This is a genomic window from Microbulbifer sediminum, assembly GCF_021729035.1.
GTDB classification, from domain to species: Bacteria; Pseudomonadota; Gammaproteobacteria; order Pseudomonadales; family Cellvibrionaceae; genus Microbulbifer; species Microbulbifer sediminum.
This window is the reverse complement of the sequence record NZ_JAJSAP010000010.1, coordinates 93,527-116,896: the sequence shown is the minus strand read 5'-3', so window position 1 is coordinate 116,896 and position 23,370 is coordinate 93,527. Positions and strand designations below refer to the sequence as shown.

The window sequence follows — 23,370 nt, the reverse complement described above, 5'->3', positions numbered from 1 at the left end:
AAGAAAATCAATCACTTGGAGCTGCCTCCCCGCCACTTCTCAAGCAGCGAGGGCGCGAACTATACGGACTGGCAGAGCCCGGTGCAAGCACTTTTTTCAATCGGAGCGGAAAAAGCCCTTTCCGGCTGGTCACCCCTGTATTGGCGCTTAACACCACCCTGCCACTACCGTGGTGCCACCTGTTAACTTTAGTATCACGCAACGGCGTTCACCACTGTAATAGCTCAGTTTTCCCCGCCGCCAGCATCCTTCTCACTGTCCCCGCCTTTACCAGTGGTGACCGACTCGGTCTCCTCCGGCCTTTCTTCTTTTCCGGCACCCGACTGCTCCCGTCGTGCCTGCAGTATCCGCCATAGCCAGGCTGCCGGCCCGGAACAGGTATAGATGACAGCGATAGCCAACAGGACGCGCGGGGGGTCAATGGTCACAAGACTGAACACCAGGATAACTGCCAGCATCATGACAAAGGGCACCCTGCCCTTGAAGTCGATGTTCTTGAAGCTCGTGTAGCGGAAGTTCGACACCATCAGCAGCCCCGCGGCCATGGTGACCAGTGCCGCAACCAGGCCCAGCCCTGCACCGACGTCAGCCTCATGCCCGGCCCAGACCATACTGGCGACAATCGCCGCCGCGGTGGGACTCGCCAGCCCAATAAAGACACCCTTGTCCACGGTATCCACCTGGGTGTTGAAGCGCGCCAGGCGGAGCGCCGCGCAGGCGGCATACAGGAAAGCCGCCGCCCAACCCAGCTTGCCCAGCGGCCCCAGCCCCCAGCTGAACACCACCAGTGCCGGCGCCAGGCCGAACGAGACCATGTCCGATAGGGAGTCGTACTGGACCCCGAAGGCGCTCTGGGTATCCGTCAGGCGCGCCACTCGCCCATCGAGCCCATCGAGAATCATGGCGGCGAAGATTGCGATTGCCGCGGCCTCAAAGTTGCCTCCCAGGCCCGCGATGATGGCATAAAAGCCACTGAACAAGGCGCCGGTGGTAATCAGGTTGGGCAGCAGGTAGACACCCCGCGCCCGCACTCTCGTACCGGTGGCCGAAACCTCTTCCTCAATGTGCTCATCCACCGGAATGCGACTCTCCTCCCGGCGTTCGCCATCGTTTCCGGCGGACTTGCTGGCATTCCTCTTGTCGCTCATAGCTTCTCCGTAAAGTCTGAATGCAGGCGGCGAGTGTACAGCTAACTGCGACAATGCGCACAGGACCCCCGGCGCAAAAAAAAAGCGGCGGGGCCTCCCCCGCCGCTTTTGTCATCGACTTCCCTCAGCTATTGCCCTCGGTCTTGTCGATGATCTTGTTGGCTTTAATCCAGGGCATCATTGCTCGCAGCTTGGCACCCACCTGCTCGATCGGGTGCTCACTGCTGATGCGGCGCTCGGCCTTGAGGCGCGGCTGCCCGGCGAGGGACTCCAGCATAAAGTCCTTGGCGAACCGGCCCGCCTGGATGTCCTTCAGCACCCGCTGCATCTCCGCCTTGGTCTCTTCGGTCACGATGCGTGGCCCGGTTACGTAATCACCGTACTCTGCGGTGTTGGAGATAGAGTAGCGCATATCGGCGATGCCTCCCTGGTACATCAGGTCAACAATCAGCTTGAGCTCGTGCAGGCACTCGAAGTAGGCCATCTCCGGCGCGTAACCGGCCTCGGTCAGGGTCTCGAACCCGGCCATGACCAGCGCGGACACGCCGCCACAGAGCACTGCCTGCTCACCGAACAGGTCAGTCTCGGTTTCCTCCCGGAAATTGGTCTCAATAATACCGGAGCGGCCGCCGCCGTTGGCGGAGGCATAGGACAGCGCCAGATTCTTCGCCGCCCCGGAAGCGTCCTGGTAGACCGCGATCAGGGTTGGTACGCCACCCCCCTCGAGGTAGGTGGAACGCACGGTATGGCCAGGACCCTTGGGGGCGATCATGATGACATCGACGTCTTTGGGCGGCTCGATCAACTCGAAATGCACGTTGAAGCCATGGGCAAAGGCCAGCGCAGCGCCGGAGCGCAGGTTGGGTGCCACCTGCTCGCGATATATCGCGGCCTGGTGCTCATCCGGAGTCAGGATCATCACCACATCAGCGTCCTTCACCGCATCGGCAACCTCGGCCACCCGCAGGCCCGCCTTCTCGGCCTTGGCCCAGGAGCTGGAGTTCTTGCGCAGGCCCACGACAACATTCTTTACCCCGGAATCCTTGAGGTTGTTGGCATGGGCGTGCCCCTGTGAGCCGTAGCCGATGATGGCTACGGTCTTCTGCTGGATCAAAGACTGGTCACAATCTTTATCGTAATAAACTTGCATTGCTCACTTCCTATTACTGAACGAATAAATGAATTCTGTTCCCGCCCGCGGGCGGGCGCTTAGACACTCAGGACTTTTTCGCCGCGGGAAATACCGGAGACTCCGGAACGCACCACCTCCATGATGGTGTGCTCACCCAGGGCCTGCAGGAAAGCATCGAGCTTCTCCCCGGTCCCGGTGACCTGCACCGTGTACATGTTGCTGGTGACATCGACGATCTGTCCCCTGAAAATATCCACGCTGCGCTTGACCTCGTCGCGCTGTGCACCAGACGCCCGCACCTTAACCAGCAACAACTCCCGCTCGATGTGGGAACCCTCGGTCAAATCGACCAGTTTCACCACGTCGATCAGTTTGTTCAGGTTCTTGGTTATTTGCTCGATCTTGTGATCGTCACCGATGGTCACCATGGTCAGGCGCGACAGTGTTTCGTCCTCCGTCGGGGCGACGGTGAGAGTCTCAATGTTGTAACCGCGCTGCGAGAAGAGCCCTACTACCCGCGAGAGCGCGCCGGGCTCATTTTCCATTAATACTGAGATGATTCTGCGCATGATTCTGACTTCCCTAGGTCCGCTCCGTCTTGCTCAACCACATATCCCGCATTGAGCCGTTAGGCATTACCTGCATGGGGTATACATGCTCGGACGGGTCGACATAAACGTCGATAAACACCGTGCGGTCCTTGATGGAGAAAGCCTCGGTAAGCTTGTCGTAAAGCGCTTCTCGCGCTTCGATCTTCATGCCAACGTGCCCATAAGCTTCCGCCAGCCTGACAAAGTCTGGCAGCGACTCCTCGTACACGCTGTTGGACAAACGCCCCTCGTACTGCATCTCCTGCCACTGCTTTACCATGCCCAGTGCCTGGTTGTTCAGGCACAGGATCTTCACCGGCAGGTGGTACTGGGTAGCGGTGGACAACTCCTGGATACACATCTGGATGCTGCCCTCACCGGTCACACAGACAACCTCGCTGTCCGGGTGGGCGATTTTCACCCCCAGTGCGGCCGGCAGGCCGAAGCCCATGGTTCCCAACCCACCGGAGTTGATCCAGCGACGCGGCTTGTCGAACAGGTAATACTGCGCGGCAAACATCTGGTGCTGGCCCACATCGGATGTCACGAAGGCATCACCCCCGGTAATCTCATGCACTGCCTTGATTACCTCCTGCGGCATGATCAGGCCGCCATCGGTGCGGTAGCGGGGCGCGGTATAGATGCCATGCCGCTCACGCCAGTCATCGATCTGCCGCCACCAGTCCACAATCGCCGACTGGTCGGGCTGCTCACCGGATTCCCCCAACATCCCCAGCATGTCGGCCAGTACCGACCTCACGGTGCCAACAATTGGCACATCCGCGGTGATGGTCTTGGAAATAGACGCCGGGTCCACGTCCACATGGATAATCTTGGCCCCGGGGCAGAACTTGCCCGGGGTATTGGTCACCCGGTCGTCAAACCGTGCACCGATGGCGAAAATCACATCGGCATGGTGCATGGCCGTATTGGCCTCGAAGGTGCCGTGCATCCCCAGCATGCCCAGGAAACGCCGATCGCTGCCCGGGAAACCGCCGAGCCCCATCAGGGTATTGGTGACTGGGTAATTCAGCGTCCGCGCCAGCTCTGTGAGCAGCTCCGCCCCCTCCCCCTGCACCACACCGCCGCCGGCGTAAATGACCGGCCGCCTGGCGGACAACAGCAATGCCAGGGCCTTGCGTATCTGCCCGGTATGCCCCTTGCCCGCAGGCGTGTAGGAACGCATGCGCAGCTTTTCAGGATACTCGTAGGGGAAGCGGTCCGTCGGGTTGGTCACGTCCTTGGGCACATCGATCACCACCGGGCCCGGGCGGCCGCTATTGGCAATATAGAAGGCCTTCTTGACAACCCCGGGGATATCCTCAGCACTCTTGACCAGGAAGCTGTGTTTCACGATAGGACGGGAACAACCCACCATATCCGTTTCCTGGAAGGCATCCTCACCGATCTTGTCACTGGTTACCTGGCCGGAAATCACCACCAGCGGTACAGAATCCATATAGGCCGTAGCGATGCCGGTAATGGCATTGGTAGCGCCCGGGCCCGACGTCACCAGCACCACCCCGGGCTTGCCCGTGGAGCGGGCATAGCCGTCCGCCGCGTGGGTCGCGCCCTGCTCGTGACGAACCAGGACGTGCTTGATGCTTTTCTGTCGAAAAATGGCATCGTAGATATGCAATGCTGAACCACCGGGATAGCCAAAAATAAGGTCTACCCCTTCATCCTGCAGCGCGCGAACTAACATATCGCCGCCGGAGAGTAATTCCACTGAAGCCCCCTAAAATTTCACGTAAATTAGGATGCGCATCACTTAGGTCACTTAAATACACCGATACAGCGAAACGCAGAGCGCGATTATAAAGCTTTTTGATGACAAATATCAGCCTTATCCGCGACAAAGATGGCTTTTTGGGATGAGGAGACCGCCGGACGCCCTCCGCTGGCGCGTGTTCGCGCAACCGGCAGGCCGGCACCGCCTGCCGTACAGGACAAAAATGTTAAGGCGGTTGCAGGAATCTCTCCCCAGACGGGTAAAATGACAGGCGATACTCACAACTCTCTGCAACGACACTCAAGGGGCCCAAATGCGTTTCCTCTCTGCAATCCTGCTGGCCAGCCTGGCCTCCGCCACGCTCGCTGACGGCATCTACAAGTGGAAAGACGAAAACGGCGTGATCCATTTCGGCTCCCAGCCGCCACAGGAAAAGAAGGTGGAGGTAGTCAAGGAGCCACGGTCGGAACGCTACAAGCAATGGAAAAAGGAACAGCTGGCGGCGAAAGCCCAGCAGGAATCCGACGACGAGACCTCACTGACAGAGGCAGCCAGGAAAGAGACCGCCGCAGCCCCGGCCGATGCCCAGGGCAAGGCACTGTCCCAGGCCCAGAAGGCTGTGCGCGCACAGCGTTGCCGCCAGGCACGAAATAACTTGCAGGAACTGAGCACCCACTCCCAGGTGCGCGAGGTGGATGCCTCCGGGAAGCTACGGGTCCTGCCAGAGAAAGAACGACAGGCCCGTATCGGCCGTGCCAAACAAATTATCCAGGAAGACTGCTGAGCGGTTTCGCTGAGCCGGGTATCGACCACCCTTCGAAGGCCCCTCCCCCAACCACGCCGCCCCCTGCAATCGGCCGCGGGCCACACGGCTGGTTGGCCCGGGCTTTTATCTGGGTGTATACCAGATTGGAGATGTATAGGCCCGCTCGGTAGTCGTCATGGGCACACCCCTACTCATTTTCACCCCAAACCGCTTGGCTTCATAAGCTGTCCAGCGGGGCGTTGGAATCTCGATCACACGTGCGTAATAGAAGGCCGGCTGCGCCGGATCGAAATCCGGGTCACGCCATACGGCGCTCAGCTCAGGAGCCCCGATGGAGTTACGCCAGGTGGCATTGGCCACGTCTACCGTGTTGCCGACTGAAGGCAACTTGCCATTTCGCGAGAGTTTTCTGTCACCACCCCACGCGACGTTGTAAACCTTTTCGTGCAGTTTTCCGTTGGTATCCATCCAGCCTTTGATGATCTGGATGCGATCCAGGTTACCACTCAGCGGATCCTTCATCGCCGCAACCAGGAAGCTGGGTGATGCGGTACCGGCGGATGCCTTCAGGTCTGCCCCCATGGGGACACCCTTGCCGTAGCCGATATCAGCAATGGAAGGGGCGCTGGCGTCGGTATCGGTAAAGTCCCAACTACCGAAAAAACGCACCACCATGCGGGGCCCCGTCGTTGCGTAAGCCTCTTTCCGCAGCATGGCATCAAAAAGTGCCTCCCGGGTATTCTCCTTCGCCCAGACTCCCGCGTAGCCGGAGGACGCCATCTGCCAACCGTAGACAGTCAGCTCAGGATTCGGGGCCTCAATGACCACGTGCTCCCAACGGCCTGGCTCGGGCTCCACACCTGAGTGCTTTCCAAAGAAGTTATCCTCCTCTACAGCAGCGAGACTCGTGTGGGCATCGGTACTGCCCACCATCCCAAATTTGTATGGATTCACGCCCAGGCGCTCTTCCAGCATCAAGCCGGTCTTCAGTGCTTCACGGGCATACTCCCACCGCAGCATCTCGGGAGTTTTCAACTCGGTTCCGTCAAGGTTCGATTTGTCCCAGGTTTCGTAATCCGCAAATTCATCATTGGGTGAAAGCGCAGGGTGCGCCTCTCCATCCCCTTTTATCTGTGTCACCTCCACCAATTTCTCGAAACGGGATCGCAACTCCGCCAACTCTTTTGTGAGGGGCTGCCCGGAAAAAGTCTCCACATTAAACATTCGACCATTACTGAGGTTGCCGTTGTGGGGAATTGCCATCACCCGGGCATTGTGTTGCTGTTCGAACTCCCTGAGTGCTCGCCACAGGTCTTCAGGGTTCTGGCTATCGAACTGGGAGAAAGGCACGGTCTTGTTGGCGATCCTGGAATCACCGCGGAACAGGACGTTGCGATGCAGGTTATTCCCGCCTATTGCCGTCCATTCATAGCCAATGATCGCGCTGAATTTGCCGGGCTCATTGTATTTGTCAGCAAGGGCTGTATAGGCCTTCCAGGAGTCACGGACAATCTGGTCACTCTTGAAAGGGGGCTCCTTCTCCGACAGTGACGCGACGATTTCCATCGCCGCCTTGAAAGACTGATCTTTATCCCCGCCCTTCAGCATGTCATACCAGCGCCTGCCCCTCTCGGTGGCGAGGATGTCTTCATCGCCGGCCAGCAACCTCGGCATCAGGCCATACATTTCCGCATGATCGGATATCACCAGGAAATCCAGTGGGCGTGAAAGCCTCACCTTGAGTCCGTGGGTGCTTGTCACCTCCTCACCCCTGGCGAAGCGGAATGCCTCCTCCTGGCCAAGCCTGTTCATGGTGCCGGCATCGACCGAGATATCCGTATGGAGATGGGTATCTCCCCAGAAGACCCGGGTGGGGTAGTCACGCCCGACATAAGGGGAAAATTCCTCTGCCTCTCCGGCGATCGCTTGCAGGGACAGCAGCGCAAAAATACTCGCTAGAGCAAGCTCAACAGTGGATACGACGATGGTTCCTGCCAACCGGATTGGGATTACGCCTGACATAACTGAAAGCCCAGATAAAATTCCCCTGCTGGAAATTCTAGCTGGCGCTATGGTGAGTTTGCCAAGCCAAGATGAAAGGTATGTCGAAAAAAGAAAGGCGGCCTGAAGGCCGCCCGTCTCCACATGAACCTGATTACTTTTTCGTCGGCATCAGTACACCGTCAATCACATGGACGACGCCGTTGGAACTCATCAGGTCTGCCTGCAGCACCGTGGCGGTATTACCCTTGGCATCGGTCACCGTCACCTTGTCTCCATCGGCCCTCAGGGTAAGCTTCTCGCCCTGCACCGTGTCCACGGTCGCATGGCCGCCTCCCTTCTTGATCTTCTCCATCACCACCTCAGCGGTCGCCTTACCTGGAACCACGTGGTAGCCGAGGATCCTCTGCAGCTTTTGCTGGTTTTCCGGCTTCAGCAATTCGTCTACCTTGCCCTGCGGCAGTGCACCGAAAGCCTGATTGGTGGGCGCAAAGACGGTGAAGGGCCCCTCACTGTTCAGCGTATCTGCAAGGCCCGCCGCTTTGATCGCAGCGACCAGCGTGGACAGGCTCTCAGCCTGGGACGCGTTTTGTGCGATTGTCTTGCTGGGATCTGAAGCCTGCAGCGACCCACAGTACAAGGCTGCCAGCACCAGCGGCGCCCATATAAATCGCGAAAGAACCAGTTTGAATGCACGCATGATTTCACCTCCACAGTGAAGCACTCTCGGAATCCCGGATGGCCATGGCCAATCCGAATCAGACTGGGGAGCAGTATAGGGTGGCTCTCTTGCACCCCAAACAGGGAAAAGCGTTGCTTATCCTGTGGCCCCTAACTGGAACCAGCCGACTCGCCTTCGCCGGGTTCTGCCGGATCCAGGCCCGAGCGCGGGTTTCCCTGCTCGAAGTCCCGCCCCAGGTACAGGTACATGGCCGGCACTACGAAGAGCGTAAACAAGGTGCCTATGGTCATTCCAGTAGCCACCACCAGCCCCATGGCAAACCTGGCCCCACCTCCTGGCCCTGCGGCCAACAGCAGGGGAACCATGGCGAGAACCAGAGAAGCGGTGGTCATGAGAATTGGGCGCAGGCGAATGGAAGCCGCCGCCTCAATCGCCGCGCGCTTATCCCGCCCCTCTTCCTGCAGTTTGTTCGCAAACTCGACTATCAGGATGCCGTGCTTGGATATCACCCCAATCAGTGTCACCAACCCGACCTGGGTATAGATGTTCAAAGTGGTGAGTCCCAGGCTGACAAATATCATGGCACCACAGACACTCATTGGCACAGTGACCAGCATAATCAACGGATCAAGCCAGCTCTCGAACTGCGCCGCCAGCACCAGGTAAATCACGATCAGGGCAAAGAAAAACGTAACCACCAGCTCGGAGCCCTCCGCCTTGTACTGGCGCGACTGCCCGGCGTAGTCCACCGAATAGCCCGGCGGCAATATCTCTGCCGCGGCATTGTCCAGCACCCCCAGCGCCTCCCCCAGTGTGATGCCCGGGCGCGGGACACCGGAAATGGTCACCGCATTAAGTTGCTGGAAACGCTTGAGCTGCTGTGGCTCCACCGTTTCCTCCAGGCTTACCAGCGTCGACATGGGCACCAGCTGCCCGGAACGGCTGCGGATGTAGTACTGCTTGAGCTGGGCGCCAGTCAGCCGCTCGCGCCGCACCACCTGGGGAATCACCTTGTAACTGCGGTTCTCCAGCGAAAACCGATTGGTATAGGCCCCCGACATCATGGCCCCCAGCTCCCGCCCGATATCCGCCATGGTGATCCCCATTGCTGCCGCCTTGTTGCGATCCACCAGCACCCGCAATTTGGGCTTATCCAGCTTCAGGTCGGAATCCACGAAAATAAACTTACGGCTGGCCAGTGCCCGCTCCATGATCTCGTCGGCAAACGAGGCCAGGTTTTCCATCGGCTCGGTGGAGCCGACCACGAACTCCACTGGCAGGCGGCCGCCGGCGGTGGGCAGGCTGGGTGGTACCACCACTGCCACCTTGAGGCCGGCGATCTCTGCCACCTCGTTGCTGATAATGTCCTTCATCTCGGCAGTGTCCAGCGCACGCCGGTTCCAGGGCGCGAGCACGAAACCGGCAATGGCGCTGTTGGTGGCATTACCGGCACCGCCGACCCCGTTGAGCAGGAACAGGTTTTCCACCTCGTCGGCATGCCGCTCGGCAATGACGTTAAGCTCCCGGGTGAAGCGCTCCAGGTAATCGATGGTGGCAAAGGAGTCCGCCGAGGAAATGGTCAGGACAAAACCGCGGTCCTCATCCGGTTCCAACTCGCTGGGCGAGGTGACGAACAGGAAATAACAACTCACCAGCACGATCAACCCGAAAAGCAGGATCACCAGCCGGTCATCCAGGGCGCTGTGCAGCCGCCGCTGGTATCCCTGCTGCATACGCTCGAATTGCCTTTCCAGCCACTGCTCCAGGCGATTGCCGCCATTCTCCTTCGGCGGCTTCAGGATCTTTGACGCCATCATCGGCGTCAGGGTCAGCGCCACCACACCGGACAGCAGCACCGCCCCGGCCAGGGAGAAGGCGAACTCCACAAACAGGGTGCCGGTGAGCCCGCCCAGGAAACCGATCGGCAGGTACACGGCAATCAGGGTGGTGGTCATGGCCACCACCGGCCATGCCAGTTCGCGCGCACCGCGAATGGCGGCGTCCCGCGGCGTCATACCCTCTTCGATGTGGCGGTGTACATTCTCGAGCACGATGATGGCATCATCCACCACGATACCGATGGCCAGTACCATCGCCAGCAGGGTCAGCAGGTTGATGGAAAACCCCATCAGCAGCATCAGGAACAGCGCCCCCACCAGCGACAGCGGCACCGCAATCGCCGGGATTACCACGCTGCGCAGGGAACCGAGGAACAGGTAGATCACCACGATCACGATCAACACCGCCTCGGCGATCGTCTTCACCACCTCGTTGATCGAGTCCTGGATGTACTCGGTGCTGTCGTAGGGAATCTCACCGATCATGCCCTCCGGCAGCTGCGGGAAAACCTCACCATCGAGTTTCCTGCGCACCTCGCGGATGACTTCCAGCGCATTGGCATCCGGAGCCACTTCCACCGCAATAAAGGTCGCCGAACGCCCATTAAAGGTGACCGAGGTATCGTAGGACTCGGATCCCAGCTCCACCTCAGCGATATCCCCCAGCCGTACGATGCGGTCCTCGTCGGAGCGCACCACCAGGTCACGGAAAGCCTCCTCAGAGGCGATATCCGTATCGGCTGATATTTCCACAGTGATCCAGCGGCCCTTGGTACTGCCCACCGCCGACAACACATTGTTGGCGCGCAGCGCCGCGCTGACATCGCCCGGGGTTACCTCCTGCGATGCCATTTCTGCCGGCTTCAGCCAGATACGCATGGCGAAGGTCCGGTTGCCCAGCAGGCGCGCACGCTGCACACCCGGGATGGTCGACAGCTTGGGCTGCACCACCCGTGTCAGGTAATCGGTAATCTGGTTGTTATCGAGGATCCCGGATGAGAACGACAGGTACATGGCCGCCACCGTCTGGCCGATGGCCATATCCACGGTGGAGTCCTCGGACTCCTCCGGCAACTCGCTGCGCAGGCGGTTGACCTTGGCCACCACCTGGGTGAGCACCTGGTTGGGATCAAAGTCGAGGCGCACATAGGCCTGGATGGTCGACACCCCCTGCACACTGGTGGACACCATGTAGTCGATGCCGTCGGCGGTGGCGATCTCCTGTTCCAGCGGCGTAGTGATAAATCCCTGCACCAGGTCTGCATCGGCGCCTACATAGACCGTGGTTACGGTGATTACCGCATTCTGCAGCTCCGGGTACTCGCGCACGTTGAGCTCGGTGGCGGCACGGAGCCCCAGCAGGAAGATAAACAGGCTCACCACTGTCGCCAGTACCGGCTTGCGGATAAAGATCTCGGTAAAATTCACGCGGGGGCACCGGTTGCGGTAGTGGCCATGGTCAGCTGTTCTCCGGCTGTGGATCCGCCTTCGCCGGCAGTGTCTCCTCGTTATTGACGGTGACCGGGCTCTGGTTACGTAACTTCAGCAGGCCGCTGGTGGCGACACGCTCCCCCTCCTCCGCCCCCTCGATGATTTCCACCAGGTCACCACGCTCCTCACCAGTTTTTACAAACCGCTTGCTCGCCACCAGGCCATTGCCCTCCGGGTCTTGTTGCAGGACAAAGATGGCATTGCCGTAGGGAGAGAAGCTGACTGCCGTGCGCGGCACCACCAGCACATTGCGCCGGCGGGGAAGGTCCACCGACACGTCGGCGAACATGCCCGGGCGCAACTGGTCGCCGGGGTTGTCCATGGTGGCCTGGAGCAGGAAGTTGCGACTGGCACTGTCGATACCGGGATCGATGGCTGTCACCTTGCCCGGGAATGTCTTTTCCGGGAACGCATCGGTGGTGACTTCAATGGGAAGACCGGTCTTGATGCGCGCGAAGTAGCGGCCCGGCAGGTAGAAATCGACGAAAATCGGGTCCAGCTGCTGCAGGGAGACCACCGGATCTCCGGGCGCGACGTTCTGCCCCAGGTCGATGCGGCGAATACCCAGCCGCCCGGAAAACGGCGCCACAACCCGGTGCTCCTCCACCGTCTCTTTCTGCACACGGATACTTGCCAACACCCGGTCCAGGGTACTGAGTGCGTCATCCAGCTCCGCATCGGTGGTGACACCCTTGACGTGCAGCGCCTTGATGCGCTGGTGATTGCGGCGGGCCAGCCGCAGCTCCGCCTCCAGCACTTCCAGTTCCGCCTTTTCCGGTTCCGCCGACAACTCCGCCAGCAACTGGCCCTTCTCCGCAGGCTGGCCGGAATCGAACAGTATCCGCTGCACCACGCCCTGGGCGCGGGTCGTTACCTCGACGCCATTGACGGCGCGCATTGTGCCTACGGCAGACAGGCTCTCCTGCCAGAGCTGCCGCTCGACCCGCGCTGCGGTGACCGTGGCCGCCGGTAATGGCATATTGTCGAATGCCCGGTTCATCATCATTTTGCCGAACATCTTGAAGGCAAAGATGCCGCCAAACAGCAGCAGGCAGCCCAGCAGCATCAGCAGCATGCGCTTGTTGAATACCGGATTGCGTCCAGCCACTGCAACTCCCTGTCGATTGCCACATATCCACGCAGGGGCAAGCCGGCCAAATTGACCGGGCCCAGCAGTCAGGATAGGCAAGCGCGGGCAGGAATGACGGTTGGCAATCGGTGGGCTGCAGCCAGGGGTCGAAAACGGACGGTCCGGCGGGAGCGGGCAATGGGGCGGCGGATAAAGAAAAGCCCGCCGGTGCGCTCGCGCCGGCGGGCCATTTCACAGGGTGGGACGTATCACTTGCGGAAGACGGCGTGATCCCCCTCCAGCTCCGCATGGATGGTATCGCCGGGTGCGAACTTGCCCGACAGGACATCCTGGGCCAGCGGGTTTTCCAGCCACATCTGGATCGCACGCTTGAGCGGGCGCGCGCCGTAGACCGGGTCGAAGCCCACATCCGCCAGCTTGTCCAGCAGGGGCTCGGCCACTTCCAGCTGCAGGTCGCGCTCCGCCAGCCGGCGGCGCAGCTGCTCCAGCTGGATTTCGGCAATGGAGCGCACCTGGGCCCGTGCCAGGGGGTGGAACACCACAACCTCGTCGATCCGGTTGATAAACTCCGGCCGGAAATGTTCGCCCACCACCTCCATTACCGCATTTTTCATCTGGCGGTAATGGATTTCGCTGTCGAGCTCGTCTTCCTCTTTCTTGCTGGCGTACTTCTGGATCAGGTCGGAACCCAGGTTGGAGGTCATCACCACCACCGTATTGCGGAAGTCCACGGTGCGGCCCTGGCCGTCAGTCAGTCGGCCGTCCTCCAGGACCTGCAACAGGATATTGAACACGTCCGGGTGCGCCTTCTCCACCTCGTCCAGCAACACCACCGAGTAGGGTTTGCGGCGCACCGCCTCGGTCAGGTAACCGCCCTCTTCGTAACCGACATAACCCGGTGGCGCACCGATCAGCCGCGCCACCGAATGCTTCTCCATGAATTCGGACATATCGATCCGCACCATGGCGTCCTGGCTATCAAACAGGAATTCCGCCAGCGACTTGCACAGTTCGGTCTTGCCCACCCCGGTGGGGCCGAGAAACAGGAAAGAGCCGTTGGGCCGGTTGGGATCCGACAGGCCCGCACGGGAACGGCGCACGGCGTTCGCCACCGCATTCACTGCCTCATCCTGGCCAATTACCCGATTGTGCAGGGCATCCTCCATGCGCAACAGCTTCTCCCGCTCGCCCTCGAGCATTTTCGATACCGGAATACCGGTCCAGCGGGAGACCACCTCTGCCACCTCCTCGTCGGTGACGCGGTTGCGCAGCAGGCGCGGTTCCTCTGTGGTTTCCTCATCGCTGGCCTGCTGCAGCTGTTGCTCCAGCTGGGGGATAACCCCGTACTGGAGCTCGGACATGCGCGTCAGGTCGCCGGCGCGCCTGGCCGCTTCCATATCCAGCTTGGCCTGTTCCAGCTTCTCCTTGGTGTCGGTGCTCCCGGCCAACTGGGCTTTCTCGGCTTTCCACACCTCCTCCAGGTCGGCATACTCCTGCTCGATTTCGTGGATATCCTCTTCCAGCTTTTCCAGGCGCTTCTGTGCCGCCTCGTCATCCTTGTCTTTCTTTACCGCCTCGCGCTCGATCTTCAACTGGATCAGGCGCCGCTCCAGCTTGTCCATGGACTCCGGCTTGGAATCGATTTCCATGCGGATGCGGCTGGCCGCCTCATCGATCAGGTCGATCGCCTTGTCCGGCAACTGGCGATCGGTGATGTAGCGCTGCGACAGCTTGGTCGCGGCGATAATCGCCGAGTCGGTAATATCCACGCCATGGTGGACTTCGTAACGTTCTTTCAGGCCACGGAGGATGGCAATGGTGTCCTCTTCGGTGGGCTCATCCACCAGAACCTTCTGGAAGCGGCGCTCCAGCGCGGCGTCTTTCTCGATGTACTTGCGGTACTCATCCAGGGTGGTGGCACCCACGCAATGCAGCTCACCACGTGCCAGTGCCGGCTTGAGCATATTGCCCGCGTCCATGGCACCCTCCGCCTTACCGGCACCGACCATGGTGTGCAACTCATCGATAAACAGGATGACACGGCCTTCCTGCTTGGAGAGCTCGTTCAATACCGCCTTCAGCCGCTCTTCAAACTCACCGCGGAATTTTGCGCCTGCCAGCAACGCTCCCAGGTCGAGCGACAACAGCCGCTTGTCCTTCAGGCCTTCGGGCACCTCGCCATTGACGATGCGCTGCGCCAGGCCCTCCACGATGGCGGTCTTGCCCACACCCGGCTCACCGATCAGGACCGGGTTGTTCTTGGTGCGACGCTGCAGTACCTGGATGGTGCGACGGATCTCGTCATCGCGACCGATAACCGGGTCGAGCTTGCCCGAAACCGCGCGCTCGGTCAGGTCGAGGGTGTATTTGTCCAGGGCCTGTCGCGCGTCCTCGGCACCGGCGTCGCTGACTTTTTCATCCCCTCGCACCTTGTCGATAGCCGCCTGTAACTGCTTGAGGTCACCGTTGGCGTGCAGGAGCTTGGAAACCTCACCGGCAGCCGAATCAAATGCGGCCAGCAGTACGGTTTCGCTGGCGATAAAACTGTCGCCTTTTTGCTGCGCTTTTTTGTCAGCGAGGTTAAACAGGCGCATCAGTTCCTGTGACATACCCACATCGCCAGTCGGCGACGTCACTGTGGGCAACTGGTCCAGCCTTTTCGCCAGGTCATTGCGCAGCCCGTTGAGGTTGAAACCGGCCTGCGACAGGAATGCCGGCACACTGCCGCCAGACTGGTCAAGCAGTGCCTGCAACAAGTGTTCGGGATAAATCTGGTTATGATCGCGCCCCACCGCCAGGGATTGCGCATCGGCAATCGCGGCCTGCAGCGGGTTTGTCATTTTGTCTATGCGCATTGGACGGGTCTCCTCCCTCGGCACAGTAAAAGCAGTTTGACAGTGGGGGGACGCACGACAGCGCCCACTCTGAGTCTAGGGGATCTCGCTGCTAATCCGGAGATCCGCTGTGTAGGCATTAAAATGGGGGCGGGGTGTGGATTTTCAATACCCACACACAAGAGCGGGTTATTGCGACAGGACAGCCTGCCGGTGCGAAGGCGGTCAGTCCAGCCAGACCAGCGACGCCATCCGCCCGGTGACGCCATCGCGCCGATAGGAAAAGAAATCATCAGTCTCAGTGAAAGTACAGCGGTTACCGCCATAGATTCCGGTGACACCCAGGCTTTCCAGTTCCGCCCGTGCCAGACCATAGATATCGGCGAGAAAGTGCAAGGGCTTGTCCGCATGCGGGCGGAAACACTGTGCCATCCGCTCTGTATGGGCACCGTCCATGGCGTGCTCGAAAAACAGCTCCAGCACATCAACACCGGTCTCGAAGGCATCGGGGCCGATAGCAGGACCAAGCCAGGCCAGCAGCTCTCCGGGCGCGCAATCCAGAGCCCGCACACTGTTACGAACCACTCCCGTGGCCAGCCCGCGCCAGCCCGCGTGTACCGCCGCCACAATGGAGCCGGCGCGGTCACACAGCAGCAAGGGCAGGCAATCGGCGGTCAACACCGCGCAGACAGTGCCCGCCTCCCGGGAAAACGACGCGTCGGCGGTGCGCACCAGGCCGTCCCGGTGTGCCTCCACAATCCGATCGCTATGGATCTGCTCCAACCACTGGGGCTCGGACGGCAGCTGAAGTTCAAGGACCAGCTGGCGACGGTTGGCCTCCACGGCTCCGGCGTCGTCGCCTACATGCCCCCCCAGGTTGAACGCCGCATAAGCACCGCTACTGTGCCCATCCCGACGCATGGAGGTCGCAGCGCGCACGTTGGCCGGGGCGGGCCAGTCCGGTATCAGATAGTGGTCGGCAGTCATTCCAGATCCTTCAACGATTGTTTGGGTTCCCGGCAGAAACTAGCCGGTCAGCCGGGTGCACCTGCAACATCGGCGCGCAGCAATTCCAGCAGGTGCAGCATATCCGCCGGCATGGGCGTCGACCAGTGCATGTCCTCCCCGCTGCCGGGGTGGACCAGTGCCAGTTGCGCTGCGTGTAGCGCCTGCCGGGGAAAGTGGCGCAGCTCCTGCAACAGTGCGTCTGCCGCCTCCGGCGGCACCCGGGGGCGCCCGCCGTACAGCGGGTCACCCACCAGGGGGTGGCGAATATGCGCCATATGCACGCGGATCTGGTGGGTGCGCCCGGTTTCCAGGTGGCAGCGGACCAGGGTGTGGGCGCGGAAGCGCTCCTGCACCCGGTAGTGAGTAATCGCCTCCTTGCCACCGTGGGACAGCACCGCCATTTTCAGCCGGTTCTGGCGGTGCCGGCCGATGGGGGCATTCACGGTGCCCCCGGCGGTAATCTTCCCCTGGGCGATGGCGTCGTACTGCCGGCTGACGGTACGCTGTTTGAGCTGCTCCACCAGCCCGGCCTGGGCCGACAATGTCTTGGCCACTACCATCAGGCCGCTGGTGTCCTTGTCCAGCCGGTGGACAATCCCCGCCCGGGGGATCTTTTCCAGCTGCGGGCAGTGGTGCAGCAAGCCGTTCAAGAGCGTGCCGTCCGGGTTGCCCGCCGCCGGGTGCACCACCAGCCCGGGCTGCTTGTCCAGCACCAGCAGGCTCTCATCCTCGTAAATGACCCGCAGGTCTATCTTCTCCGGGCGCCACTCGCCGGCGCGCTCCAGCTCGGCCTTCAGCTTCAGCCGCTCACCACCGAAGAGCTTATCGCGGGGACGCACGGCGCGCCCATCCACGGTCAGCTGCCCCCCCTTGATCCATGCCTGCAGTCTGGCGCGGGAATAATCGGGAATTAATTCGGCCGCCGCCTGGTCTAAGCGCAGGCCAGCCATCTGCGCCGGCACTTCCAGTTCGAGTTCAACTTGGTCAGTCATTGATCAGGCTCAAATACTTTGGACGACTGCGTGACTGTGGTTAAATGACCGCCCGCCGCCCGACAAAAGGGGGCCAGTGTACCGCACCGTCCGCCCAGAAGAGCAGCCGCTGCGGAACCAATGCAAGAAGGTAGAGAGTAATAATGATAGAGCGAGGGGCTATGCAGGCCTGGAAAACGTTGTGGTTGGCTTTACTGTCCGCGATCCTTGTCGCCTGCGCCAGCACCGATGAAGAGGAAGAGGGCCTGCCATCTGGTAGCCGCACAGAACAGGCGTTCTACGAGGCCGCCCAGCGCCAGCTGCGATCCAGCCAGTGGGACCTGGCAATCAAGAACCTGCGCGCACTGGAAGACAACTTTCCATTTGGCAGCTATGCCGAGCAGGCCCAGCTTGAGCTGATCTACGCCTACTACCGCAATTACGAGAACGATGCGGCAATCGCGGCGGCCGACCGTTTTATCCGGCTGCACCCCCAGCATCGCAACGTGGATTATGCCTACTACATGAAGGGACTGGCTTCCTTCACCGAAGGCACCGGCCTGTTCGAGCGCTTCCTGCCCACGGATATGACCAGTCGTGACCCCGGTTCGGCGCGAGAATCTTTCGCGTACTTCTCCCAGCTGATGGCACGCTACCCGGATAGCCGCTACGCCCCGGATGCCCAGAAGCGCATGATTCACCTGCGCAACCTGCTGGCACGTTACGAAATCCACGTGGCCAACTACTACTTCAAGCGCGGCGCTTACCTGGCCGCCGCGAACCGCGGCCGCTATGTGGTGGAAAATTTCCAGCAGACACCTGCGGTGCCGGATGCGCTGGCCACCATGGTGCAGGGCTACCACCTGATGGGCATGGACAGCCTGGAGAACGACGCCCTGCTCGTTTTGCGCACAAACTACCCGCAACACCCGGCTTTCCGTGACGATGGCAGTTTTAACTACAACTACTACAAGGGGGCCAGCGGCCGTAGCCTGGTTCACCGGCTGACCCTGGGCCTGTTCGAGAAGTCCGATCCCCGCGGCTTCGACAGCCGCGAGCTCTACAACGCGGAGTTCCGGGATGAGGAAGCCCCGCTGCCGCCAGAGCTCCTGTAACCCCTGAACCAGCGGTAACCGTGATTAAAAAAGGCGCCTCCTGGCGCCTTTTTTGGTTACAACGGTGAACAGCTGGCCAATCCCGGTCACTCACCGGCCTTCCAGCCATTGGTAATGGGGTAGCGTCGGTCGCGCCCGAAACCACGCTCCGAAATACGCACCCCCACCGCAGACTGGCGCCGTTTGTATTCATTGCGGTCGACCAGACGCACCACTCGCTCAACCATTTCCGCATCGAAGCCCCGCGCAATGATGTCTGCTGCACTGCAGTCGCGCTCGATATAAAGGTTCAGCACCTCATCGAGTATCTCGTAGGGAGGCAGGCTGTCAGAGTCCATCTGGTCCGGCGCCAGCTCCGCAGTGGGAGGGCGTGTGATGACGGTCTCGGGGATCACTTCGGACAGCGTATTGCGGTAGCGCGCCAGCTCGTAAACAAGAATTTTGGGCACGTCCTTCAGCGCGCTGTATCCGCCCACCATATCGCCGTATAACGTGGCATAGCCTACCGCCATCTCACTCTTGTTACCGGTGGTCAGCACCATCGCCCCTTTTTTGTTCGAGATTGCCATCAGGATAACGCCGCGGGAACGCGCCTGCAGGTTCTCTTCGGTGGTATCCCTTTCGGTATTGGCAAACTCGTCTGCGAGCGCCCCCATAAAGGCATCGAAGATCGGCTCAATACTGATTACCCGGTAATGGATTCCCAGGCGCTGGGCCTGGTCTGCGGCATCATTCTTGCTGAGATCCGAGGTATAGCGGAATGGCATCATTACCGCCTCCACACGCTCCTTGCCCAGGGCGTCCACGGCCACCGCCAGCGTCAGTGCCGAATCGATGCCGCCGGACAGCCCCAGGACCACACCGTTAAATCCGTTTTTGTTCACATAGTCCCGTACCCCGAGTACCAGGGCCTTGTAAACCGCAGCCAGGTCGGACTCCGCAGGAATCATTTCCCCCTGGGACAGGGTTGTGCGACCGTCACCGGACTTCACCTGTACCGACAGCAGGTGCTCAACGAATTCCGGCGCGCGGGCGCACAGCTTGCCCTGGGCATCGACCGCAAAGGACCCGCCGTCGAAAACCAGCTCATCCTGCCCCCCGATTGAATTGACGTATACAATCGGCATGTTGCCAAGGCGGGCCTGGTTACCCAGCAGCTCGAGCCGCTCCTGGGCCTTGCCACGGTGAAAGGGGGAGGCGTTAATATTTAGCATGAGTTCCGCGCCCGCGGCAGCGGCCTGGGCAACCGGCTCCGGATGCCAGATGTCTTCACATATAGTGATGGCGGTGCGAATTCCCTTGATATCCACTACACAGGGCTGGTCACCGGGAACGAAGTAGCGCATTTCGTCGAAAACCTGGTAATTGGGCAGTTTCTGCTTCGCATACTCTGCCACCAGCTCACCGTCAGCGATCAGGCCTGCCATATTGAAAACCTTGCCTGCCACCACCCGCGGGTAGCCCACCAATACCGCACAGGGCAGGCCCGCGGTCCGCAGCTGCTCGAGGGCCGCATTTATCCGCCGCCCCATGCTGGGCCGCAGCAACAGGTCCTCGGGCGGGTAGCCGCACAGGGTCAGCTCGGGAAACATGACCAGCTCGGCACCAAGCTCCCGGTGAGCCTGCCGGGCCACATCGATTACCTGGGCCGTGTTGCCCGGAATATCACCCACCAGGGAATTGATTTGTGCCAGCACTAGCTGCAAAGTAGACATCTTGTTACCTCGGATCGGGGAAGCGGCAATTATACCGTTTTACAGCGAGTGTACCTCGCTCCGGGGACAACCGCAGCGGTATACCAACCGAGAAGAATAACCGTGAGCAGCTCAGCCACCACCTCCAGCAGGCCCACACTCCAGTACCTGGAACTACTGCGTGTCTACGCCTTCTATCGCGTGGCCATTTCGATCGTGCTGCTGGGCATCTTCGTATCCGAAATCAGCCACGGTGCACTGGGCAACACTGCGCCGGCCCTGTTCCTCAATACTGCCATCGCCTATACGGCCCTGAATACAGCCTGGCTCCTGTACCTGCGCGGTGCGGGCTATCATGCCAGCGTTGGCCAGGTGGCGCTGATGCTGGGCTGTGATATCCCGGCGTTTCTGACCATGATCCACTCCAGTGGAGGCCTGAATTCAGGGCTTGGCTACCTGCTCCTGATCAGCTGCGCGGCCGGCTCCCTGTTACTCGACCGGCGCCTCGGGGCTTTCTTCGCCGCACTGACAAGTAGTGCCGTCATTGCCCAACAGGTATACGGCCTGGTGGCTGGCAACGCAGACTCACGTGACATCGTCGCCGCCGGCAGCCTGGGAATCCTGCTTTTCCTTTCGGTAAGTGGGCTGCAATACCTGTCCGGCATGGTCAGCAGCGCAACCTGGCGGGCCGACCAGCAGAGCCGCCAGGCGGCGCACCTGCAGCGCCTGGCACAGCAGATTATCGAACGCATGCGCACCGGCGTACTGGTACTGAACTCCGCCAATAAAACCGAGCTGGTCAACCAGGCTGCCCTGCGCCTGACCGCAAACCAGTTGCAGCCCGGTACAGACTTGCACCAGGTGCTGGTCTCGGCGTTGCGGGACTGGAAACGGGAGCCGGCCCGTAACGGCCAGCTGGTAAAACTCGACGGCGGCAGCGAGTTACGACTCAATTTTGCCAACCTGCGCCGTGAAAATGGTGATAACACGCTTGTTTTTGTCGATGACAACCGGAAACTGAACCAGGAAGCACAGAAGCTGAAACTGGCTTCGCTCGGCCACCTGACAGCCTCCATTGCCCACGAGGTCCGCAACCCGCTCGGCGCCATCAGCCATGCGGCACAATTGCTAAGCGAATCCCCAAACCTGTCCCATGAAGACCAACATCTGGCGGACATCATCTGTCGGCACAGTGAACGGGTCAACCAGATCGTCGAGAATGTAATGAGGCTGTCCAGGCGCCGCGCCACAGAACCTGAACTACACGAACTGGGTTACTGGGTAGAGCGTTTTGTGGCTGACTATCGCGTCGGTATCACGCAGGAAGCAAGGATTACCCTGGAACTGCCGGACGGCCCGCTTACCGCCCGGTTTGACGCCGCACAGCTGGCCCAGGTGGTCACCAATCTCTGCAACAACGCGCTGGTGCATTCTCGACAAGAGGATGGAATGGCAGAGTTTGAAATCCACGTCTATCGCCACCGGGAACGCGACTGTGCTGTCCTTGATGTTATCGACACGGGTCCGGGCGTACCCGACGAGTTTCGCGAGCAGATTTTTGAACCATTTTTCACCACCGGCCAGGGGGGTAGTGGGCTTGGTCTGTATATTGCCCGTGAGCTGTGCGAATCCAACCAGGCAAGCCTGCAGTACTGCCGTAATGACGATGCCCTGAGCTGCTTTAGGATTGAATTCGCCCACGCCAGGAAACTGTTCTGAATACAGCAGCAAGTTGACGGGTTCCCGGCCACATCTGGCATAATCCATTTAACTACAAGCCCTCTGCTACCAACAATAAAAGCGCATAAGCCATGCTGCAGCCCCTTGCACTGGTCGTCGACGACGAGCCGGATATCTGCGAGCTCCTGACCATGACCCTGAGCCGGATGGAAGTGGACAGCCACACCGCCAACAGCCTGGGGGAGGCCCACCGGCTGCTGGAACAGCACCGCTACGACTTCTGCCTGACCGATATGCGCCTGCCGGATGGTGACGGCCTGCAGCTGGTGCGGCACTTACAGGAAGACGCTGCACATCAGGGCGAGTTGCCGATCGCGGTGATTACCGCCCACGGCAGCATGGATACCGCCATTGACGCCCTGAAGCTGGGAGCGTTCGACTTTGTCAGTAAACCTGTCAACCTGGAGCGCTTACGGACCCTGGTACAGCTGGCACTGCGCCTCAATCGCAGGGAAACAGTTGCCAATGACAGCATTCGCTGTCGACTGCTGGGCCAGGCTCCATCCATGCAACAGTTGCGACGCAAGATCACCAAGCTTGCCCGCAGCGATGCGCCTGTATATATCAGCGGCGAATCCGGGTCCGGCAAGGAACTGGCGGCCCGCTCCATCCATGAGCAGGGACCGCGGGCAGACAGGCCCTTCGTCCCCATCAACTGCGGCGCTATTCCCGCAGAACTGATGGAAAGCGAATTCTTCGGTCATCGCAAAGGCAGCTTCACCGGTGCACACAAAGACAAGCCGGGCCTGCTTCAGAGTGCCGCCGGAGGCACTTTGTTTCTGGATGAGGTCGCCGACCTGCCACTGGAGATGCAGGTAAAACTGTTGCGGGCGATTCAGGAAAAGAGCGTGAGGCCAGTCGGTGCCAGTGAAGAAGTTCCCATCGATGTCCGGATACTGAGCGCCACGCACAAGGACCTCTCCGCAGAGGTGGCCGCTGGACGCTTCCGCAGCGATCTGTTTTACCGGATCAACGTCATTGAAGTCCGGCTGCCGCCCCTGCGGGAACGCAGTGAGGATATCCCGCTGCTCGCGGACATGATCATGTCTCGTATCGCCACCGACGCCGGCGCTGGTGCTCCGAAGTTATCCGAGGGAGCGCTGCGGGCATTGCGAGACTACCCCTTCCCGGGCAATGTACGCCAGCTGGAGAACATCCTGGAGCGGGCATTTACCCTCTGTGATCAGCAGATCATTGAAGCTGAGGACCTGCTACTGGAGCCAGTCGATACCATACAGCGGGGCAATGGCAGCGACCGCCGGGAGTCAGGCACACCTCACGGGGCTGGCTCCACGGACGTGCCTGGCACAACCCCGAGCTCGTCGGCCCGCGGCGATGGGAGCGAATACCCCCCCTTCAAGCCGGCCACCGGTGAATCGCTGGATAATTACCTGCAAAAAATAGAGCGACAGGTGATCGAAAGCACTCTGGTGGAAACCCGTTGGAACCGGACTTCCGCCGCACAGAAACTGGGTATCAGCTTTCGCTCACTGCGCTACCGCTTGAAGAAGCTGGGACTGGAAGACTAGAGAATCCGG

Annotated in this window: 17 protein-coding genes; 5 read left to right on the top strand and 12 right to left on the bottom strand. The window is 60.4% G+C overall.

The features are described 5' to 3' along the window. Positions 1-186: hypothetical protein (locus tag LVD11_RS15710; protein WP_237060525.1), on the top strand; the 186-nt coding region annotated here is incomplete at its 5' end. Positions 187-224: 38 nt separating this feature from the next. On the opposite strand, the gene pssA is transcribed toward LVD11_RS15710, so the two are convergent. The 4 genes from pssA to LVD11_RS15690 form a co-directional block, all read right to left on the bottom strand. Further along, positions 225-1,148, bottom strand: a complete 924-nt coding sequence (gene pssA / locus LVD11_RS15705; RefSeq protein WP_237060523.1) for a CDP-diacylglycerol--serine O-phosphatidyltransferase — start codon at positions 1,146-1,148, stop codon at positions 225-227. A gap of 124 nt (positions 1,149-1,272) precedes the next feature. Continuing rightward, the gene (gene ilvC, locus LVD11_RS15700) at positions 1,273-2,298 is read right to left on the bottom strand and encodes a ketol-acid reductoisomerase (RefSeq protein WP_237060522.1); all 1,026 of its coding nucleotides are present in this window, start codon (positions 2,296-2,298) and stop codon (positions 1,273-1,275) included. A 59-nt stretch (positions 2,299-2,357) separates the two neighbouring features. Continuing rightward, positions 2,358-2,849: an acetolactate synthase small subunit gene (gene ilvN / locus LVD11_RS15695; RefSeq protein ID WP_232940957.1), complete on the bottom strand. Its 492-nt coding sequence runs from the start codon at positions 2,847-2,849 to the stop codon at positions 2,358-2,360. A gap of 13 nt (positions 2,850-2,862) precedes the next feature. After that, complete coding sequence (locus LVD11_RS15690) at positions 2,863-4,599, bottom strand: acetolactate synthase 3 large subunit (RefSeq protein WP_237060521.1); 1,737 nt, start codon at positions 4,597-4,599, stop codon at positions 2,863-2,865. A 316-nt stretch (positions 4,600-4,915) separates the two neighbouring features. Here LVD11_RS15690 and LVD11_RS15685 point away from each other — a divergent pair, with 316 nt between their 5' ends. Beyond that, a complete protein-coding gene (locus LVD11_RS15685; RefSeq protein WP_237060520.1) occupies positions 4,916-5,386 on the top strand; it encodes a DUF4124 domain-containing protein in 471 nt (156 codons plus the stop codon). A gap of 105 nt (positions 5,387-5,491) precedes the next feature. Here LVD11_RS15685 and LVD11_RS15680 read toward each other — a convergent pair whose 3' ends face one another. The 7 genes from LVD11_RS15680 to rluD form a co-directional block, all read right to left on the bottom strand. Beyond that, positions 5,492-7,390 carry a DUF3604 domain-containing protein gene (locus LVD11_RS15680; protein ID WP_237060519.1) on the bottom strand — a complete coding sequence of 633 codons (1,899 nt, stop codon included), beginning with the start codon at positions 7,388-7,390 and terminating at the stop codon, positions 5,492-5,494. Positions 7,391-7,523: 133 nt separating this feature from the next. Further along, positions 7,524-8,069 (bottom strand): fasciclin domain-containing protein, encoded by a 546-nt coding sequence (locus LVD11_RS15675; protein ID WP_237060518.1) that lies wholly within the window; start codon positions 8,067-8,069, stop codon positions 7,524-7,526. A gap of 131 nt (positions 8,070-8,200) precedes the next feature. Further along, positions 8,201-11,317, bottom strand: a complete 3,117-nt coding sequence (locus tag LVD11_RS15670; protein WP_237060517.1) for an efflux RND transporter permease subunit — start codon at positions 11,315-11,317, stop codon at positions 8,201-8,203. A gap of 31 nt (positions 11,318-11,348) precedes the next feature. Next, the gene (locus LVD11_RS15665) at positions 11,349-12,488 is read right to left on the bottom strand and encodes an efflux RND transporter periplasmic adaptor subunit (protein WP_232940952.1); all 1,140 of its coding nucleotides are present in this window, start codon (positions 12,486-12,488) and stop codon (positions 11,349-11,351) included. Between the two features lie 230 nt (positions 12,489-12,718). Then, on the bottom strand, positions 12,719-15,325 hold the full coding sequence (gene clpB / locus LVD11_RS15660; protein WP_237060516.1) for an ATP-dependent chaperone ClpB: 2,607 nt from the start codon (positions 15,323-15,325) through the stop codon (positions 12,719-12,721). Positions 15,326-15,529: 204 nt separating this feature from the next. Continuing rightward, positions 15,530-16,291 carry a peptidoglycan editing factor PgeF gene (pgeF, locus tag LVD11_RS15655; RefSeq protein ID WP_237060514.1) on the bottom strand — a complete coding sequence of 254 codons (762 nt, stop codon included), beginning with the start codon at positions 16,289-16,291 and terminating at the stop codon, positions 15,530-15,532. Positions 16,292-16,338: 47 nt separating this feature from the next. Continuing rightward, positions 16,339-17,304: a 23S rRNA pseudouridine(1911/1915/1917) synthase RluD gene (rluD, locus tag LVD11_RS15650; RefSeq protein ID WP_237060512.1), complete on the bottom strand. Its 966-nt coding sequence runs from the start codon at positions 17,302-17,304 to the stop codon at positions 16,339-16,341. A 161-nt stretch (positions 17,305-17,465) separates the two neighbouring features. Here rluD and LVD11_RS15645 point away from each other — a divergent pair, with 161 nt between their 5' ends. Continuing rightward, positions 17,466-18,398, top strand: a complete 933-nt coding sequence (locus LVD11_RS15645) for an outer membrane protein assembly factor BamD (protein WP_237060510.1) — start codon at positions 17,466-17,468, stop codon at positions 18,396-18,398. Between the two features lie 86 nt (positions 18,399-18,484). Here LVD11_RS15645 and LVD11_RS15640 read toward each other — a convergent pair whose 3' ends face one another. Next, positions 18,485-20,113, bottom strand: a complete 1,629-nt coding sequence (locus tag LVD11_RS15640; RefSeq protein WP_237060509.1) for an NAD+ synthase — start codon at positions 20,111-20,113, stop codon at positions 18,485-18,487. A gap of 102 nt (positions 20,114-20,215) precedes the next feature. Between LVD11_RS15640 and LVD11_RS15635 the strand changes: the two genes are divergently transcribed. Both LVD11_RS15635 and LVD11_RS15630 read left to right on the top strand, forming a co-directional pair. After that, positions 20,216-21,811, top strand: coding sequence for a sensor histidine kinase (locus tag LVD11_RS15635; RefSeq protein ID WP_237060507.1), 1,596 nt, complete (start codon positions 20,216-20,218; stop codon positions 21,809-21,811). A gap of 92 nt (positions 21,812-21,903) precedes the next feature. Further along, on the top strand, positions 21,904-23,361 hold the full coding sequence (locus tag LVD11_RS15630; protein ID WP_237060505.1) for a sigma-54-dependent transcriptional regulator: 1,458 nt from the start codon (positions 21,904-21,906) through the stop codon (positions 23,359-23,361). Positions 23,362-23,370: the final 9 nt, after the last annotated feature.